General features: G+C 45.8%; 18 protein-coding genes. 5 read left to right on the forward strand and 13 right to left on the reverse strand.

Annotation, left to right across the window (positions count from 1 at the left end; all coding sequences use genetic code 11):
• Positions 1-17 precede the first annotated feature (17 nt).
• Genes C6Y39_RS05825 through C6Y39_RS05835 form a run of 3 tightly spaced genes read left to right on the forward strand, consistent with a single transcriptional unit; the run spans position 18 to position 3,773 of the window.
• A complete protein-coding gene (locus C6Y39_RS05825) occupies positions 18-1,736 on the forward strand; it encodes an amidohydrolase (protein WP_105930363.1) in 1,719 nt (572 codons plus the stop codon).
• A gap of 30 nt (positions 1,737-1,766) precedes the next feature.
• On the forward strand, positions 1,767-3,128 hold the full coding sequence (locus tag C6Y39_RS05830; RefSeq protein ID WP_105930364.1) for an APC family permease: 1,362 nt from the start codon (positions 1,767-1,769) through the stop codon (positions 3,126-3,128).
• 3 nt (positions 3,129-3,131) lie between these two features.
• Positions 3,132-3,773 (forward strand): MBL fold metallo-hydrolase, encoded by a 642-nt coding sequence (locus C6Y39_RS05835; RefSeq protein ID WP_105930365.1) that lies wholly within the window; start codon positions 3,132-3,134, stop codon positions 3,771-3,773.
• 124 nt (positions 3,774-3,897) lie between these two features.
• On the opposite strand, the gene C6Y39_RS05840 is transcribed toward C6Y39_RS05835, so the two are convergent.
• Positions 3,898-4,413: a lactoylglutathione lyase family protein gene (locus tag C6Y39_RS05840; protein ID WP_105930366.1), complete on the reverse strand. Its 516-nt coding sequence runs from the start codon at positions 4,411-4,413 to the stop codon at positions 3,898-3,900.
• Between the two features lie 263 nt (positions 4,414-4,676).
• Between C6Y39_RS05840 and C6Y39_RS05845 the strand changes: the two genes are divergently transcribed.
• Positions 4,677-5,675 carry a LysR family transcriptional regulator gene (locus tag C6Y39_RS05845; protein WP_105930367.1) on the forward strand — a complete coding sequence of 333 codons (999 nt, stop codon included), beginning with the start codon at positions 4,677-4,679 and terminating at the stop codon, positions 5,673-5,675.
• A 198-nt stretch (positions 5,676-5,873) separates the two neighbouring features.
• Here the strand turns inward: C6Y39_RS05845 and C6Y39_RS05850 are convergent, their stop codons facing one another.
• The 5 genes from C6Y39_RS05850 to C6Y39_RS05870 form a co-directional block, all read right to left on the reverse strand.
• The gene (locus C6Y39_RS05850) at positions 5,874-6,707 is read right to left on the reverse strand and encodes a class II glutamine amidotransferase (RefSeq protein ID WP_105930368.1); all 834 of its coding nucleotides are present in this window, start codon (positions 6,705-6,707) and stop codon (positions 5,874-5,876) included.
• A gap of 190 nt (positions 6,708-6,897) precedes the next feature.
• Positions 6,898-7,947, reverse strand: a complete 1,050-nt coding sequence (locus C6Y39_RS05855; RefSeq protein ID WP_105930369.1) for a hypothetical protein — start codon at positions 7,945-7,947, stop codon at positions 6,898-6,900.
• Positions 7,948-8,124: 177 nt separating this feature from the next.
• Positions 8,125-8,595 carry an inner membrane protein YiaA gene (gene yiaA, locus C6Y39_RS05860; RefSeq protein WP_105930370.1) on the reverse strand — a complete coding sequence of 157 codons (471 nt, stop codon included), beginning with the start codon at positions 8,593-8,595 and terminating at the stop codon, positions 8,125-8,127.
• Positions 8,579-9,415 (reverse strand): DUF2145 domain-containing protein, encoded by an 837-nt coding sequence (locus C6Y39_RS05865; protein ID WP_105930371.1) that lies wholly within the window; start codon positions 9,413-9,415, stop codon positions 8,579-8,581. Before C6Y39_RS05865 ends, yiaA begins: the two co-directional genes overlap by 17 nt.
• Positions 9,416-9,422: 7 nt before the next feature.
• A complete protein-coding gene (locus C6Y39_RS05870; protein WP_105930372.1) occupies positions 9,423-9,827 on the reverse strand; it encodes a hypothetical protein in 405 nt (134 codons plus the stop codon).
• Between the two features lie 131 nt (positions 9,828-9,958).
• On the opposite strand from C6Y39_RS05870, the gene C6Y39_RS05875 reads away from it, so the two are divergent.
• Positions 9,959-10,693: a helix-turn-helix domain-containing protein gene (locus tag C6Y39_RS05875; protein ID WP_105930373.1), complete on the forward strand. Its 735-nt coding sequence runs from the start codon at positions 9,959-9,961 to the stop codon at positions 10,691-10,693.
• Between the two features lie 55 nt (positions 10,694-10,748).
• Here the strand turns inward: C6Y39_RS05875 and C6Y39_RS05880 are convergent, their stop codons facing one another.
• The 7 genes from C6Y39_RS05880 to rutC all read right to left on the reverse strand — a co-directional run bounded on the left by C6Y39_RS05880 (position 10,749) and on the right by rutC (position 19,199).
• Positions 10,749-12,248: an NCS1 family nucleobase:cation symporter-1 gene (locus C6Y39_RS05880; RefSeq protein WP_105930374.1), complete on the reverse strand. Its 1,500-nt coding sequence runs from the start codon at positions 12,246-12,248 to the stop codon at positions 10,749-10,751.
• Between the two features lie 290 nt (positions 12,249-12,538).
• Positions 12,539-14,857, reverse strand: a complete 2,319-nt coding sequence (locus C6Y39_RS05885) for a TonB-dependent receptor (RefSeq protein ID WP_105930375.1) — start codon at positions 14,855-14,857, stop codon at positions 12,539-12,541.
• A 272-nt stretch (positions 14,858-15,129) separates the two neighbouring features.
• Positions 15,130-16,620, reverse strand: coding sequence for a CoA-acylating methylmalonate-semialdehyde dehydrogenase (locus C6Y39_RS05890; RefSeq protein WP_105930376.1), 1,491 nt, complete (start codon positions 16,618-16,620; stop codon positions 15,130-15,132).
• 19 nt (positions 16,621-16,639) lie between these two features.
• Positions 16,640-17,170, reverse strand: a complete 531-nt coding sequence (locus tag C6Y39_RS05895) for a flavin reductase (protein ID WP_105930377.1) — start codon at positions 17,168-17,170, stop codon at positions 16,640-16,642.
• Between the two features lie 22 nt (positions 17,171-17,192).
• Entirely contained in the window at positions 17,193-17,813 is a 621-nt protein-coding gene (locus tag C6Y39_RS05900; protein ID WP_183043345.1) for a malonic semialdehyde reductase, read from the reverse strand.
• Positions 17,814-17,908: 95 nt separating this feature from the next.
• On the reverse strand, positions 17,909-18,757 hold the full coding sequence (gene rutD, locus C6Y39_RS05905) for a pyrimidine utilization protein D (protein ID WP_205664151.1): 849 nt from the start codon (positions 18,755-18,757) through the stop codon (positions 17,909-17,911).
• 58 nt (positions 18,758-18,815) lie between these two features.
• Entirely contained in the window at positions 18,816-19,199 is a 384-nt protein-coding gene (gene rutC, locus C6Y39_RS05910; RefSeq protein ID WP_105930378.1) for a pyrimidine utilization protein C, read from the reverse strand.
• Positions 19,200-19,223 lie beyond the last annotated feature (24 nt).

Here is a 19,223-nt window from a genome sequence, read left to right on the forward strand (position 1 = left end):
TGAAGGCAGAAAACTCCATGAACTCTACTTTACGCAAATCAAAAACGAGAAAGCCATTAAGACTTGGCGCCATAAGCTCTGCATTATTCACTGCACTGTCTTTTGCAGCCATAGGAAGCGCTAGCGCGGCTACTCTCGTTGAAAATGTTAAAGGGTATACGCTTAATGAGGCTGGCGAACTTATCTCGTTCAAAAACCTTGTGATGGATGAGGGTAAAGTGGTTGCCCTGGACGTAAATAAAACAGCACCTGATATTACAGCTAGCATCGACGAGACTATTAATGGTGATGGCAAAGTGATGCTGCCAGGGCTTATTGATGCTCACGGTCATTTACTTGGTTTGGGGGCAAACTTGCTCGAAGTTAATTTGCGAGAAAGTAGCAGTGCGCAAGACGCGGCCAAGATGGTTGCTGACTATGCGTTTGCTAATAGTCAACAATCTTGGATTACTGGCCGCGGCTGGAATCAAGAATTATGGTCTGACAGAGCTTTTCCCACCGCTACCGATTTAGACAAAGTCGTGTCTGACAGGCCAGTATTCCTTACTCGGGTAGATGGTCATGCAGCCTGGGTCAATACTAAGGCTATGGAGCTAGCTGGTATCACTAAAGACACCAAGTCCCCCGTTGGCGGCGAAATAATAAAAGACGCAAACGGCAACCCTACCGGCGTGTTCATTGACAACGCATCGCTACTCATTGAAGAGCATTTACCTAAAGCAAGCAATGCAATTTATGAGCAACAGCTAAATGCTGCAGGTGAGCACTTACTAGCAAATGGCATAACATCAATGCACGATGCAGGCGTAGGTAGAGATGTTTATGATTTCTATTTGAAAGAGGCCGTGGAAGGTGATTTACCGGTGCGTATTTACGCCATGGTAAGTGCCACTGACCCTGAACTTTCAACCATGTTAGGTAATGGACCAATACGCGATGAAGACGACTTTCTGTATATTCGTTCGGTTAAGGCTTATGGCGATGGCGCATTAGGTAGCCGAGGCGCCGCATTACTTGAGCCTTATTCAGATGCGCCGCACCAACATGGCCTATTGCTGACACAACCAGAGGACATGACAGAACTTTTCACTACCGTTATCGGTGCAGGGTTCCAGCTTAACTATCACGCCATTGGCGACAAAGCTAACCATGTTGCGTTAAATGAATTTGAAACTACGTTTGAAAACATTGGCGGCAGCGAATTGCGCAATCGTATTGAGCATGCTCAGGTCATTGCTCCAGACGATTTAGCGCGCTTTGCATCCCTAAAAGTGCTTCCTTCCATGCAGCCAACACATGCTACCAGCGATAAAAACATGGCAGAGGATCGCATTGGTAAAGACCGTATGAAAGGCGCTTACGCGTGGAAGACACTTTTAGATTCTGGTATCCCACTCCCATTAGGATCTGATTTTCCCGTTGAATTAGCCAACCCGTTTTACGGTCTTCACGCTGCGGTTACCCGTCAAGACAGAAATAACCAGCCGGTAAAAGGGTGGTACGCCCATGAAGCGTTAACCGTTAAACAAGCATTTAAAGGTTTTACGCTTGATGCGGCCTACTCGGGGCATATGGAAGATTCGTTAGGTACGTTAACGCCAGGCAAATGGGCAGACTTTATCCTAGTTGATCAAGATATTTTCACTATTGATGCCAAAGACATTTGGAAGACAGAAGTACACGCAACCTATGTGGCGGGTGAGCAAGTATTTTCCAAGCAAGCACCGAAACACTAGTGTTTATTAAAGAGAAGTTAAGCATTAATAATGAGTAGTTTAAACAAAGGGCTTTTGACCAAAGGGATTGGCGGCATTGGCGCTGCCCTTTTGGTATTAAACGGGCTAATTGGGGCGGGCATATTTGCGCTGCCTGCCAAAATGGCCGCGGAGCTCGGTGCCTTTAGCCCCTATATCTTTTTGATTTTTGGCGCGCTTATGCTTGCCATTGTGTGGTGCTTTGGGCAATTAGCGGCGCGTTACCAAGAAACCGGTGGGCCTGTGGTGTATGCGCGCAAAGGGTTCGGCGACGCCGCTGCCTTTCAAACCGGCTTTGTTTATTACCTCGCTCGCGCCACCGCTATAGCAGCTAACATGCATGTGTTATTGCTGTACGCAGGCTATGTGTGGCCAGAGATTAATACAGGATCAGGTAAGTCATTTGCGATTGTTGTACTAACAACAGCGTTAATTACAGTAAACATTGTTGGCCTAAAAGCCGCCATGCGCTCGCTTGATACTATCTCGGTGCTAAAACTGGTGCCCTTTGTAGCGCTCATTGCAGTGGGCTATTGGCAGCTAGATTTTTCTACTGCACTAACCAGCTCTTCTGCTTCCGTTATTCCAGCATTTGACACCATATCTGCTGGCGCCCTCCTTACGCTTTATGCCTTTATTGGTTTTGAAACGGTAGTGGTGACAAGTGGAGAAACCAATTCACCGAAAAAAACAATACCTCGCGCATTAATGCTTACTGTTTCAGGCATTGCCATATTTTACTTTTGCGTGCAGTGGCTTTATTGGCATACCGTTGGACCAGAGAAACCCGATAGCGCACCACTTATCGCACTCGCCAACATGATATTTGGCGAAACCGGGGCGCTTGTTATGACCCTAACCGCTGTAGTCTCGGTTGCCGGAAACTTGCTGGCAAATATGATTTCCACATCCCGCCTTACCTATTCTATGGCGCAGCAGTCACTCGTTCCTGGGAAGCTAGGTAATATATTGGGAAGGGTTCACAACAAGTTTGCAACGCCGTATTTGTCCATATTAGTACTTGGTCTTTTCGCTGGTGCTATGGCGCTTAGCGGCAGCTTTGTGTGGCTTGCGATTTCCAGCGTATTGGCGCGGCTTGTGGTGTACGCCATGTGTGTGGTCGTGCTAATAAAAGCGCAACAAGGCTCTTTGCGTGGCGCGTCTGAGCAGAGCCCTTCCATTCAAGGCGCTGCAGGCTCAAAAGACAGCTATGTTAACTTATTAAAGCGTTTGATACCCTTAGTCGCATTAGCGGTTTGCGCATGGTCTATCGCTCAATCTTCGACTAACGCATGGTTGTTTTTACTCGGCGAATTAGCTGTTGGCGCACTGCTCTATCTAGCGCTTTTTAGCAAAAAACTATCAAAAGGTTAAACAGTGGAAATTGAAGTTATACCAGTTACGCCCTTTGCCCAAAACTGCTCGTTAATTTGGGATTCATCCACTAACAAAGGTGCGTTTGTCGACCCAGGCGGCGATATCGAAAAGCTTATTGCAGCTGCGACAAATAAGGGCGTGAGTATTGAAAAAATAATTCTCACTCACGGGCACTTAGATCACGTTGGCGGCACTGTCGCCATCGCAGAACATTACGGTGTACCTATTGTTGGGCCTCATATTGGCGATAAATTCTGGTTAGATGCACTTATGCAGCAAAGCCAGATGTTTGGCTTTCCACCGGCTCAGCCCTTTGCACCTAACGAGTGGTTAAACGACAACGACACGATATCGGTGGGAAATTTGACTCTTGAGGTGCTTCATTGCCCGGGCCATACGCCAGGACATGTGGTGTTGGTAGAGCGCTCAAGCAATCGCGTTATCGTGGGTGATGTAATTTTCGCGGGCTCAATCGGCAGAACCGATTTTCCACAAGGTAATCATCAGCAACTTATCGACTCTATCAAGCAAAAAATTATGGTATTGCCCGATGATATGACGATTTACCCGGGCCACGGACCAACCACTACCGTTGCGACTGAAAAGGCCACGAATCCTTATGTGTCTGGCAGGTTTGGGTAGCCTAAGCACTAGTAAAATGAAGAAGGCGAGGTGCCTTTAACTGCAGCGCCCTCGCCTTTTTGTTATCTCATACCTGTTGCAAACATGCTTATAGCGATATGTAACAGGTATTAGCAATGAATGCTTATTCGTAAGCACCGCTTGCATAATGTAATTCATAGCTGTGGCTATAAATTTCAAGAATGTTGCCAAACGGGTCTTCCATGTAAATCATGCGGTAAGGCTTTTCACCGGGATAGTAATAACGCGGCGCCTTCATTCGCTTCTTACCACCAGCTGCAACAATCTTTTCGGCTAAGCCTTCTACATCTGGGTCTTGAACACAGAAATGGAAGATACCGGTTTTCCAATATTCAAAGTTGTTCTCTGGGTTCTCTTGGTTGCTAAACTCGAAGATTTCAACGCCAACACGATCACCTGTTGAAAGGTGCGCTATGCGGAACTTTCCCCAACCTGCGCCAAATACGTCAGTACACATTTCACCAATGGCTGAGTCATCTTCAACAATTTCGGTGGGCTTCATGATGAGGTACCAGCCAAGTACTTCGGTGTAAAACTTTACGGCAGCGTCTAAGTCAGGTACTGAAATACCAATATGAGAAAACGTACGTGGATACGGTGTTTTTACTGCTTCAGTCATCACTTACTCCTCTGTAGTGCAAGTTAACAAAATAGCTTAAGCGGCCGCCCTCTAGGCTGTTTCGGTGCCCAGATCAAAGCAAGTTCAATTCAAGACCAATGCAGGCTCAATAACGCGTTTGATATAGACGTCATAACAAACCTCTTGGACTAGAAGATCTACTCGAATACCGCTTAAGTGAACGTGCATACATAGTAGCTAGACAAAAACAAAACATGAAATTATGATATTTTCTAAATATGATAATTTAATATTATACCTTAATGATAAATCCTATTTGGCTAGACACCTTCATTACTTTGGTAGAAACAGGAAATTTCACTCGTACCGCTGAGCAGCGATTTATGACGCAGCCCGGGGTAAGCCAGCACCTAAAAAAACTTGAAGAGGTCTGCCAGTGTGAATTAGTGGTCCGCTTAGGCAAAGGGATCCAGCTTACTGAACAGGGCCAGCGTGTTTACCACTACGCCAAAGAGCAGCAGTTAAAAGAACAAAATTTTATTGCCAGCTTAAAGTTTGACGCCCCTTTTGAAGGTAAGTGCGTTGTGGCCTGCTCAGGTGCAATTGCTCAGCGTATTTACCCCGCTCTACTGGTACTGCAAAAACAGCATAGCGGGCTTAATATTCATGTGGAAGTCGCGCCTCGCCGCACAATTTTATCTGGCATAGCGAACAATACGCTTGAACTTGGTATTGTGACAAACCAGCCAGAGAGCGAGGATATACATAGCGAATACTTAGGCGAGGAAGCATTAGGGATTATACTACCCCGTAGCTTATCGAGTGCGCTTAAAGAAAAGTCTTCAAACTCATCTAAAAACGAGCAACACGCCACTCCGCTTGCTAATGCTAAGACACAGCCCTTATCTAGAAATGGAAACCTTGAACTAAATGATACGATCGCTTTAAAAGACATTATCAATTCACTAGGGCTCATCAATCACCCCGATGCGATGCATTACTTACAGCGCTACTTTAATGATTGCGGAGAACCTGAATTAGCTAACGTTAACCCGAATAAGCTGCCTCATGCCGGCTACATTAACCAGCTTTCGCAAATTCTGCTGCCGGTAAGCGAAGGACTGGGTTTCACCGTGCTCCCCACCAGCACGCTAGACTTTGTTAGCTTTGCAAACAAACTCACTGTATACAACGGAAAAAACGACGTAACTGAACCTCTTTACAGCGTTCAAACCGCACACAGCGAACTGCCCGCCCGCTACCAAGTAATAAAACAAGCCATCATACAAGTATTGGGTTAAAAATTGGGGTCAGAGTACATTATTAGTTTGGCTTACCAACCAAACGCCGAGCATTCTAAGAGCAGGTTATTAAAGTTACTCTGACCCCATAATTTGAGATTTGGGGTCAGAGTACATTGTTGAGCTGGCTTACCAACCAAGCGCCGAGCTTATTGAGAGTGGAGCCATGAAAATTACTCTGAACCCCACAATTCGTAATTAGTCGTGAAGCGACGGATCGGGCGCTACCATCTCTGCTTCTCTTTTATGTTCAGGCACATCCACTTTACCCGAGGCAATGACTTCCCCCTCTTGCCATAGCTTCCACTCGCCCCGTTCGTAAATATCCCACTGCTCGTCATTCGTTAGTGGTTCGGTAGCAATAATACTTACCACATCCTTTGGCGTGGTTTCCGCTGCAAAATCAATTTCTACCTCGACATCACTTAAACAAGCGGGGCCGAAAGGTGCTCTACGGGTAATGCTGGCTAACTTTGTACTACAGAAGGTAAATAACCAGTCGCCATTGCTCAGTAAGCAGTTGAATACGCCTTGCTGAGCATACTCTTTTGCAAGCGCCACCAGCGTTTCTGCTAATTGTTCAGGCATAGCGTCTCGGGGGAGGTTTTGCCTAACATTATTCATAATATCGCAGAAAAGTTCTTCGCTGTCGGTATCCCCAACCGCTTCGTAAATACCTGTTCGGCGTGAGAAGTTAGGGAGTTGCCCGTTGTGCGCAAACACCCAATATCTTCCCCACAGTTCGCGAGTAAAGGGGTGGGTGTTAGCTAAGTTGATGTTACCCACATTCGCCTGACGAATATGACATATCGCATTTTTGCTTTTTATAGGCAGCTTCGAAACAAAATCAGCAATGGGTGATGTGGCGCAAGGCTCAGGATCGTGAAACATACGCACGCCTTTCCCTTCATAAAAAGCAACGCCCCAGCCGTCTTTGTGCGGCCCGGTTTCACCACCGCGGCGCGTCAGCCCAGTAAAACTAAAACAAAGGTCGGTTGGCGTGTTCGCACTCATGCCTAAAAGTTCACACACAGCGTTTATTACCTATAGCAGTTATCTCACAAAGTACGTTGAGAATACGCAAGCTATCACGTTGAATCAATTCGACATTGGTTAGGATTACTACTTTTTGTTAAAGATACGAGAGTTATGGGGTCAGAGTACATTTGTTAAGAAAGTACTCTGACCCCATTATTCAGTTTTAAGCGGATAATGCAGTGTCTTATTGTGGCTGACAAATTTCCAGTAAGGCCGATGGTTCGTCAACGCTGAGATATAAGGTATCCATTTGCTCAACAAAGGTCGCAAAACCCGAGTGATACGTTTGTTCTGAAACAAAAGTAAGCTTAACGTTTGCGTTGCCTCTACCGAAATGGAAATGTTCTTGCGTCGAAGCTGCCGTCCAACTGCCTGTTTCTATTTGTTGAATGTTTGAAAGTGGAATAACGGTCATCCCCCACCATGAATTGTTCACCACGAGCTTATCTTTTATAAGATAGACTGAATAATGCTTGCTAACTCTGTAATTAGCAATAAACATCACGATAAGGTAAAACACCAAGGTTGCTACAACAATGGCAACTGTTTCACTCCACAGTGCAATGGCGAGATAACTTGCATACGTTGCAATGACCAGGGCGATACATACGAGTGACACATGCCACCATTGTGCAGACCATAAACGCAGTTTTGTTAAAACGGGAACATGGTTTCTACTAAAACGAGGTATGGCGTAGTACCAACTAGCTGGCTCATGAGCAAACATAAGTGCCAGCTCTAGCTTCTTTGCTTCTTTAGACCCTTTTTCATAAACATTATCACCTTCGTATTGTTCCAGCATATGTATTCGCGGGTCGCCAGAGAGCTTTCGAGCCCCCCACAGCGCTTTAACTATCGTTACCAGAAGGAGAAGCTCAATTACCATCAATACGGCAATAATCGGGTATTTAAGATAAGTAATGAACTCAAAGTAATAGGCTAACTGCTCAGGATAGTTATAGCGGGCGACCAAACTACTTAAAGAAATAATGAGTAATAATTTCCATAGCGCTTGTTTGCCAATTTGGATGATCCAGAAATAATAAAGCGCAGGCAAAAAGACAAAATATGCCAACGTAACCAGTACGGTATTACGCCATTGTGTGTTTGCCCAAATACTTTTAAGGGAGAAGGTTATTTCAGGAAGGGTTGCAGGTAAAAATAACGTGCCCACATGAAAGCAGACAGCAGCGACTATTAGAAAAGCGATTCGGTACTTAACGGGCTTACGCATAATTCATCCTTGATGCGTTAAACAAGCTGGTTGAGAACCTAACCAGCGTTACGCTATACCATACTCGATATGTAGCAGCACCAAAAGAGTGAGTCGTAACAAAGGTGTAAGAAAATATTTAAGTAATGGAGTCAGAGCACATTGAGTAGTGAAGAAAATGTACTCTGACCCAATTTTTTAAGCGGCTTCTATATTTGTTGTGTCTTCATGCACTGTATCCGTGCTTCGGGTATCGCTTTTTGTTTGGCATGACTCGTCTGTAATTTGGCTGTCGCGTACGTTCTTTTGTACCGTGATGGCGGCAAACAGGCTAAGCGTAAACGCCATGCCAAAAAAGCCCTTCTCACTGAGTAAGAGTTCGGCGTTCAGCAATCCAATAACTAACAGTACTATTGCTGAACCGGTAGCTACTGCTGAAGCTAAAAAATATGCCTTGGTTGTAGGTACGCCTTCCATTTTATCGCGAACCGTTTTTTGTAAACTTACCACTGAAAATAGGCCAAATAACATAATGGTGAAGTAATAGCCTTTTTCGTTGAGGGCCATAGGCGCATTGTACAAGCCTATGAAATAAGCTCCTACGCCTACAATTAATGCTGCTAGTGACGCGATTCGAAATGCTTTCGTTGGTTTAATCTGAGTCTGCATTGTTAAATTCCTCGATAATAGTTGTCTCACCGTTACTCGCAAAAATAACTGCCTTTTCAGATAAATCGTATTTCTGCATGTAATGGGCAAGGCTTCCAAAGGTTGTTGTTTCTACTTTGCGACCGTGATCTGACAGGGTTAAGCCATCGCTGAACATACTTGCTAATCCAAGTTTAGCGCGGCTCATGTTTACTTTTTGCGCAGAAAAATGGGCCTTTGCATTTACCTTTAGCTGCGCGATATCAGTGGTTGAATAAATTGCCGCGTTCAAAACATCTAGTGTGTATTCCGTGCAGTTTTGACGTTTACTATTAAACGGGTTTGCCACTACCGAATATTGAGGATTGTGAAGCAGCTTAGCTTTGTCATCGCGATATAGATTTACCAACGCTTGCTGTACTTCTGCTGAAGGAATAATTATTCCTGCTTCCAGTGCATATGCGCCCCAGAAGAAATCAACAGGATAGTCAGTAATCAAATGACTTTTGCCCTGCTCTTCAGCATCTTGATATAAATTGTGTATGGCATAACCCTTCGCCGTATCGCCGTTACTTAGCTGAATACTTGAGTAAATAGCGATTGCGGTATGGGTAAAGCGAATACCTTTCGGCATATCATCAATTGGTCTGCCACGTCTGGCAATGATAAATGCCCGAGCCCCTTCACCTGCCGCATACTTTTCCACACTCTTTGAAAAAGTTGCGATCGCTTCTGGCGTAAAAGAGGGCTTACCATGCTGCTGGCTCCCCGCGTATACGTCTTGAATACCACACATCAATAGTACAAGGGCAAACCCGATTGAAGTTATGTAGGTTTTCATGTGTAACCTACCGCTTAGTGTTAGTTGTAGTCGTGATCACTTTGGTTTTAGTAGTAACCACTTGGTTCGGGGCTGGATCGGCGGTAATTATGGTTTCGGTTATTACCAAAGGTTGGTTACTCGCCACGGAAGACTGATGGCTTGCCTGATGAAGGTTGCGAGCACTTTCATTCACCGCGCTTTCTACCACCGCGCTTCCGGCAACAACAGCACTTCCAGTCAATACCACCGGTACTGCTACGACCGCACTTGCTACCGAAGCGGTTGTCGCCAAGCCTTCAGAAGCAGCTAATGCACTGTGCTTACTGGCTTTGCCGCTATGGTCAAAAGAGTCATCCGCCATTGCAGAGTGGGTAAAAAGCGCACTACTTAATAGTGCAGTTAACATCAATGTTGAACGTGTATTTTTCATATCACTTGCTCCTAGTTTGTTAAGGCAAGACGTGCCTGAACACTTTCTACACTAGAACCAAGAATAAATTTCGTAAACCAAAATGATTAATGTAGTATTAAATTACACCACAAGTATAAGAAAGTAATACCATGAGCCAAATTAGCCTTGTGTACGACACCTTAAAACAATGCTTACGGGAACAGCGACTCACCTACAAGCAGCTTGCAGAGGCGCTCGATGTTAGCGAAGCGAGTGTGAAGCGTAACTTTTCGTTGCAGGCGTTCAGCCTTGATAAGTTAGAGCAAATTTGTGAATGTTTAAACCTGTCGTTAAGCGATCTATTTAGTCTTTCACAAAAACAGCAGGAGAAGATTTCAGAGCTGTCTGAACAGCAAGAAATGGAACTGCTTGCTAACCCTAAGTTACTGCTTGCTGCAGTATGTGTTAGAGACGGCTGGCGCTTTTCTGAACTTATCCAACATTACGATATTGATGAAGTAGAAGGCATTAAGCTAATGACAACCCTTGATAGGCTTAAGCTTATCGAACTGTTGCCGAACAACCATTATAAGCTGCTTATTGCACAGGATTTTCGCTGGATCCCTGGAGGCCCGCTTGAGAAGTTTATGGAACAAGAGGTCATGGTGAAGTTTATGGACCCAAAGAAGAACGAACCTTGGATGTTCCGTTTTTATTTGCGCGGCCGCTATTCTCAGACCTCGGTTTCGATTATTCAGCGGCGCCTAGAGCAGCTTAGGCAAGAAGCAGCTAAGCTCAGCAGCGAAGATAATGCCCTGCCAATTGAAGAACGCCAGCACATTGGTCTTTTAATGGCTATGCGGCCATGGGAACCCTCTCTATTTGAAAACATGAAGCGAAAATAAAAGCAATGGGGTCAGAGTACATTTCATAGAAATGTACTCTGACCCCATTTTTTGGTTAGGAGGCGCTTTTTGCCTGCATGATGACGGGTACTCTGTTGGACAGCAGTAGGTAAACAATGCTGGCAATGATTAACCCTACAAACCATGCGTAGGCATACAGCGTATCGAAAATGGCTGGTACGCTGTCTACAAAACCTGCGGCGTGCAAAAAGCCGGGGATATTAGGTAAAATACCAATAATAAGTGCAGCCACACCCGCCATGTTCCAACCGTTGTTCGCACCGTATTCGCCAGAGTGTTGAAACAGCGCATCGATGTTTAACGTCGATTTTCTTAAGATGAAATAGTCGGCAATTAGAATACCTGCGATTGGGCCGAGTAGCGCTGAGTATCCAGTAAGCCATGTAAATAAATATCCACCGGCGGTTTCAAGCAGCTTCCAAGGGAAAATAGCCACACCTATCCCCGCGGTAATGTATCCTCCCATTTTGAAGCTTATTTTAGACGGTGCCACATTCGAAAACCCGTAGGCCGGAGCCACCATATTCGCAGCTAAGTTGGTGGTCAAAGTCGCAAGCGCTAGGGCTGCAAGAGCAAACACAACGCCAACACCGCCCATTCTGCCTGCAAGGGCAACTGGGTCCCAAATAGCTTCACCGTAAATGGTTACGGTTGCCGACGTTACCGCTACGCCAATGAAGGCAAACAGTGCCATAGGTAATGGCAAGCCAATAGCTTGGCCTAACATTTGATCTTTTTGTGATTTAGCAAAGCGAGTGAAATCGGGAATATTTAATGCCATGGTTGCCCAAAAGCCCACCATAGATGTAAGACCTGCGAAAAAAGCAGACCAAAACTGCCCTTCTTTAGCGCCCCCTTCGACAAATTGAGATGGCGTAGATAACATAGCGCCAAATCCACCGGCATTGATATATGCCCAAGCAAGAAGCGCTAAGCCCATTAAGATCAAAAATGGTGCAGCAAAAGTTTCAAGCCAACGAATAGATTCAGTGCCGTGCTTAATGAAAACTAAGTGCATTGCCCAAAAAGCAAAGAAGCACAGGGTTTGGGTAATATCTATACCTAAAAATGGCAGCGCCTGCCCCACAAATGCGTCGCCGCTCACGCTATTCAAGATAACGTAAATGGCACTGCCGCCAACCCAAGTATTAATGCCAAACCACCCGCATGCAACAAGTCCTCGGGCCAAAGCAGGAATTTTTGCGCCTTTGGTGCCAAACGCGCTACGCAGTAATACAGGAAAAGGTAAGCCGTATTTAGCGCCCGCATGACCAATTAACATCATTGGCACCAGCACAATAACGTTGCCTAACAGCACGGTAATCACAGCCTGGTACCAATTCATGCCTTCAGACACTAGTCCGGCAGATAAGAGGTATGTAGGTACACACACCACCATAGCGACCCATAATGCCGCATAATCTTTCCACCCCCAGGTTCTTGTTGCTTTACTGGTTGGCGCTAAATCTTCGTTCCATAAATCGCCATCGTAATGGGAAGGTTTTGTCATGGGTTGATTATTGGTGTTATCCACGATCTCTTTCCTTGTTGAGTTTGTAGTGCGCATAGTGACATTTAACAAACGTTGCTTATTGATAAAAAGTCGCTCTTCGCGAAGTCTTTTACTAACGTTTAACTTATTAAATGCAGCGTCTTTGCCTGTAAGACTAAATGGAAAGCAAAAACACTGCCGTTTCGCGTGCTTTGATAAAGCTATACCTACATACCGTTTTGTACTTTTTAGTATCTCGGCTAGCCATACGTATTTTTTGAAGCTGGATATGGCGCTTTATTCAATAGGAATAAAGCGCATTACTACTCAAATTAAAAATTACGCCTTGCCGTTACGCCATAGGTTCTTGGCTTCGCATAGGATATTTGGCTGGTCCCATAAAAGCCCGTCACGTCAAAGCCAATCAGTTCATGGTCAGAGTCAAACAGGTTATCTACGTAAGCGGCTAGGCTCCATTTGTCTTGCCCATCTACCCAGGTTAAGCGTGCATCCGCCGTGGCGTAGCTATCAATTTGATGAGCGGTAAAATTACGCGCGTTGTGAAAGGTTTCTGATTGATAGCTAGCTGACAATTGCGCTGCCATATTGCCGTTAAAGGCATCCCAGTTATAGCGAAGCATGGCGGACGCCTGATATTCGGGGGTAAATGGCGGAGTAGTATCGGCAAAATAACCTGAAGCCACTTCCAAATCTTCAACCACTGCATCGGTATACGAGAAGTTAACCATTACATCTAAGCTATCTGTCGGCGTTAAAAACACTTCTAGCTCTACCCCACTAAACGAAGCCTCTTCGTTAGTTACAACGCCTGCGTTATTCACCCATGAAAACGACTGATAATCGCTGTAATCATAGTAAAATACGTTAGCATTAAATACGCCGCTTCCCTGCATAAAGCTGTGCTTTAGGCCAGCTTCGTAAGAAGTAAGCTCTTCAGGTTCATAAAAGCTAAAGCTGCCAAATAGAGGCGCATTGAAACTCCCCGCTTTCACGCCGCGATTGATACCTGCGTAATACAAACTATTACCCACGCTGTATTCCAGCTGAAGCTTCGCCGACCATAAGTTTTGATCGTTACTTTGCTCTGTAAATTCTAACGAAGGGGTGCGGGTGTCAATCTCAATAATTCGGTCGTTAGTGTTCTCGTTCTGATAAACATTCCCCACAAAATCTTTGTTTTCTCGGGTGTAGCGAAGGCCACCGACTAATACCAAGTCATCAGTTAAGCTATAGTCTACTTGCCCAAATGCGGAGTAAGACTCGGTTTCAAGCGCCACTAAGGTATTATTCTCTTCACCGCCTAAGAAAAAGGTAGTGGGTGAACCCGCCAAGCCTTGGCTGTAATCAGTATCGATAGAAAGATAATACAGCCCTCCAACCCACTTTAAATCTGCGGTTTCACCTGAGAAACGAAGCTCTTGGCTAAACTGCTCAATGGTGCTGTTAGATTGGAAAATAAGTTCTGGTGACGCAGTTTGGTCAGAATCAAGACCAACAGTTCGCTTGAACTCTTTATAATCTGACATGGCAAAGAAATCGAAGCTTTCAAAGGCATAGTCTAATGTTGCCGCCAGGCCTTTTGATTTGATTTTGTTTTGATCGTCGAAGGCGAAGTCTTTGTTTACCTTATTACCCGAACCGTCAGGGTCGAAGTTACCGTTGAAGTCACCACCTTGTACTGGGCGGAAGGGGTCACCATTGAAATTACCATCTACGCACACGCCTGCTTGAATTGTGTCGCAGCCAAGCGGGTCGTCAGCAGCGTAAATAACGTCAATCACATTGCCGTCGGCATCTTTTATTTCAGTGGTATTCACCACTTGATAAGGGCCTTCGCTTTTGGTGGTATCAGACCAGTTACCGCTCAAAAGCAACGAGCCTTCTTCGCCAATATCAAACATCAGCTGAGCACGAAACGCTTTAGTGTCGTCGTTGTAGCCGTCTTCACCACCGCCTACTGAACCTAAACGAGTATCGGGTGCTGCCCCGTCTTCGTAAATGTTTTCGAGTATTTCACCTTGCTGATTGGTAAACCCTGAAAAACGGCCATAAATACCATCTGCTATCTCGCCAGATATCGCCCCTTCGAAGCGATATTGTTCAAAGCGCGCGGCAGTAAATTCTGCGTAGCCTTCTGTATCGGCAGTGGGCTTTGCGGTGACCGTATTTACCAGTCCACCTGTGGCATTTCTTCCAAATAATGTTCCCTGTGGACCTTTAAGAATTTCGATGCGAGCGACATCAAATAAGCCAAAGGTTTGCGCTTGGGTACTGGCTAAATAGCCTCCATCCACATACACGGCCACGGGGGCCTCAGCTAAATCGGCGTAGTCGTTTTGCACCACGCCTCGAATATTGAAGATGGCACGCTGACCACCGATATCACCGGCCAACGACACGCCAGGGGTAAATGCGATAAGCTCAGTACTACTTTCAAGGCCTAAAGCCTCTAGTTGTTCCCCTGAGAAAGCGGTAATGGCGATGCCCACATCGCTAATGTTCTCGTTGCGCTTTTGCGCGGTAACTTCAATACTTTCCCAAACATTCTCTGCAGCAAAGGCCGCTGGCGTACTTAACGCCATAGCTACGGTTAACGCCAGCAGACGCTTGTGTGTGTTTAACGTATGCATGTTTTACTCTCGTTTATAGTTCTTTTTAACAAGCCTTGCGGCGGTGTTGTCCCGATATTTTTATAAGAGTAACGGTCGACGTGAACTGCTTATCGATTGCCACTGGGGTGCAAACCTAAGACAGGACTGGAGAGGAACTGTCAAAGGCTTGCGGTTTTAAATTGTTATTATTGATGGCGTAGCTTTTTATATTTACCGCCAGTGAATATTTACTGTCCTAGCTAAAGACATTAATAAACTGGCTGCATGTCATTGTTTACGAATATGGTTAGTTAACTTGGAAATGAAAAGCTGACTCCTTCTCGTACGCCACTTGAAGGCCAACGTTGGGTAATGGTTTTGCGCTTAGTATAAAAACGCACGCCGTCAGGTCCGTATGCGTGAAGGTCGCCAAAGAGTGACCGCTTCCAACCACCAAAGCTGTGATAAGACACAGGCACAGGCAACGGTACGTTTATACCTACCATGCCCACTTGGATGTTGTCTGAGAAATAACGGGCAGCCTCGCCGTCGCGGGTGAAAATACAGGTACCGTTACCGTACTCATGAGCGTCGATGAGCTGCATAGCTTGCTCCATAGTTTCAACCCGCATGACTTGCAATACAGGGCCAAAAATTTCAGCCTTGTAGCTTGTCATGTCCGGCGTGACTTTATCGATAAGCGTGGCACCTAAGAAAAAGCCCGTTTCATACCCCACGACTGTGGGGCTTCGCCCGTCTACGACTACGTTAGCACCTTGCTCAGCGGCACTTGTAATGTACCCTTCTACTTTCTCTTTGTGCTGAAGTGTAATAAGCGGGCCAAAATCGTTAGTCCCATCGTCAAACGCTCCTACTTTCAAGCTTTTCATAGCCGATTGCATCTTATCTACAATTTCATCAGCGACTTTATCGCCTACGGCAACCACCACAGACAACGCCATGCAGCGCTCCCCCGATGAACCAAAGGCTGCGCCCAACAGCTGATTAACTGCGTTATCAACGTCGGCATCAGGCATCACAATGGCGTGGTTTTTCGCCCCGCCTAATGCTTGGCAGCGCTTGCCGTTTGCGTTGGCTTTTGAATAGATATATTCGGCGATAGGTGTTGAGCCTACAAAACTTACTGCTTTAATGCGCTCATCATCAAGTATTTGATCAACCGCTTCTTTGTCGCCATTAACAACGTTGAAAACGCCGTCAGGTAGCCCTGCATCTTTAAGGAGCTTAGCTAAGAAAATAGCGCAACTTGGATCTCGTTCAGATGGTTTTAAAACAAAGGTGTTACCGCACACGATGGCGAGCGGAAACATCCAAAGCGGCACCATGGCAGGGAAGTTAAACGGTGTAATTCCCGCCACCACGCCAAGGGGTTGAAACTCACTCCAAGAGTCTATGCTAGGCCCAACATTTTTACTATGTTCACCTTTGAGCAACTGTGGCGCGCCACAGGCAAATTCTACGTTCTCGATACCGCGCTGTAGCTCGCCAGCCGCGTCGTGGCTTATTTTTCCGTGCTCGGCTCCAATTAGCGCGATAATTTCATCAGCATGTTCTTCAAGTAAGCTTTTGAACTTAAACATAACGCGAGCCCGCTTACTTACGGGCGTATTACGCCACTCAATAAACGCACTTTGCGCGCTGACAATGGCGTCGTTCACCGTGGCTTTTGATGCAAGTAAAACGAGCTTCTCTGCTTCACCTGTTGCCGGGTTATAAACATCTTGCATGCGCCCTTTTGGGGTACAGGTTTCACCATTTATAAAGTGGCCTACTACTTTCATTATTTGTCTAATCCTTTAGTTATGCGTCTTTGCAAGCGCTGTTATAGCCGCGTTGATAATATAAAAGCGCGTCGGCTTCTGGGTCTTGCTTGATATCTACCACTTGGCAAAAGATAACGTCGTGAGTGGCCACACTTTTAACGTCTGTAATAATACAATCGAAGCTCACGGCAGCATCGGCAAGTCTAGGGCAGCCGGTCGTAGATTCCACCCACTCGCCAATTTCAAAGCGTTCACTCATAGGCGCTTTACCACCAAAGGTGTTTGAAATTAACTGATGCTGCGAGGTAAGCGTATTGATAACTAAATGCGTGCTGTTCTTAAATACCTGATGCACAGACGCACCGCGGTTTAAACACACCAGTAAGGTTGCTGGGCTGTCGCTTACGCTGCACACTGCAGTTGCTGTAAAGCCAGCACGTCCGTCAGGACCCGTGGTTGTAACGACGTTTACCGCTGCCGCTAAGCTAGACATGCCTTGACGGTATTGCTCAGGCGTAACCGGGGGAAGCACTTCCGTTACTGCGTTTTTTATTGCTGTAATAGTCATACAAATATCCTTTGTGTTGGCGTTACAATATTTGACAAGCTTGCTCGAAGCTTAAGCGAGGCAAACGTTTGTGCACTTTCTTTCCATCGCCATAGCCAATGTTAAGTAAGAAGTTCACCTTCCACGTGCTATCTGAAAAGAAAGTCTCGTTAAGTAATGTGGGGTTAAAGCCAGACATGGCACCGGCATCAAGACCTAGTGCACGAACGGCGCTAATTAGGTAAGCGCCCTGCATAGAGCTATTGCGCATGGCAGTCTCATAGGCCGCTTCTGGGCTTGAAGTAAACCAGCTTTTCGCATCTGCATAAGGGAATAACGTAGGAAGTTCTTCGTAAAACTCTTCATCATAGGCCACGATAACGGTGCAAGGTGCTGTCATGGTTTGCTCTACGTTACCGCTAGAAAGGCATGGTTTAAGTTTTTCTCGCCCTTCATCTGACGTAATAAAAACAAATCTCGCCGGGCTGCAATTTGCTGATGTCGAGCCAACTTTCACTAAGTCATAAAGCTGCTTAAGCAGGGCTTCATCTATCGTTTTATCGAGCCATGTAGTGTGCGTGTGTGCACCGCTAAAAAGCTGGGCTAGACCGCTATCAGTAATAGGGCCTTTTATTTCATATTCAGTTTTCTCTGATACCGTCATTTCAATGTCTTTCCAGTTTTCAAATTGTTAGGCAGTGTCTTAGCCACCCAGGTATTGGTTTGAGCGCGTTTTTTTAGGCTCGTTATATTTATCGCCTAAGCCAAGCGCTGTAAGTATTCCAATACCAATTTATTAAATTCCTCAGGCACCGTAATACTCGATGCATGACCGCCATATCCCATTACCGATAACTCTGCATTAGGCATAGCTTCAGCTAGTACTTTTGAGCGCTGCCACGGAACCAGGGTGTCGTCTTTATTTGCCAGCGCCAGTGTTGGTGTCGTAATGCCCGCTAATTTGTCATCGATATCGAACGCGCTAAGCGCGCCAATACGAGCTAGCAAGTTATTTACATCGGGAAAATGATTAAGTAGATGCGCCTCTTCATCGTCTAAGTGCTTTGCATTAGCCGCTATCCAATCAGGGGGATACAACAGCAGCGCCTGCAACTTTAGATACATATCTTTTCTATCCGCGGCGAGTAAGGCTTTGCGTATATCAAAGCAACGCAGCGTATGCGGGTTGGGGCTGCTCCATGCGTTTACTAGCACTAAGCTTTGTAGAAGGTTGGGCTGAGTTAACCCAAGTTCTAAACCCACCAGCCCTCCGAGCGCATGGCCGACCAGATGACATTGCTGCACTTCAAGTTTTTTCAGCAGTGCAGCGAGTTCATCTGCCATATCCGAAATACTGTAATTCGCTGGCAAGTCACCCACACTTTTGTTGGTGCCACGTTGATCATAAGTGATCACTCTGTAGTCTTGGGCAAAGTCAGCCAGTTGGGGCTGCCAAAACTTAGCGGCCCCGCCAAGCCCTGAACTAAAAACAACAGTTGGCGCGTCGGGCGATGTCAGGCCGTGTATCTCGTAATGTATCTTGTTGCGCTCTCCAACGTTCATTTCGCCGTTCATATGGGCGTAGCTTGCCTGCTTATCAGAAGGCATAAAGCTCACCTACATAAAACCAATGAGCACAATTAACGGGAAGTCCAAACATAATCGCTTACCCAATGTGTGCTGTAGAGGCAATTTCAATTAAGGCTTCAGGCTTTACTAACCCAACCTTAATGCAGTAGCGCGCTGGCTTTTCACCTGGAAAGTACTCGGCGTATACCTTGTTTACCGCAGCGTAGTTGTCCCAATCGGTAATAAAAATGGAATTGAAGGTGACGTCATCCATTGTGCCGCCGGCTTCTTCAATGACACTTTTTATGGTTTCTAAAACATGGCGAGTCTGCGCTTCGGCATCCCCTACATGCACCACGTCATTGTTTTCGTCGAACGGCAAAGTACCTGACACATACAAAATATTGTCAGCCATAGAGCCCGGAACAAAAGGGGCAATTGGCGTGGATGTACCTGCTGGAATTATGGCTTTCTTTGGCATGTTCTTTTCCTTTTCATTGCGCTA

Source organism: Alteromonas gracilis, from assembly GCF_002993325.1.
In the GTDB taxonomy this organism is placed as follows: Bacteria; Pseudomonadota; Gammaproteobacteria; order Enterobacterales; family Alteromonadaceae; genus Alteromonas; species Alteromonas gracilis.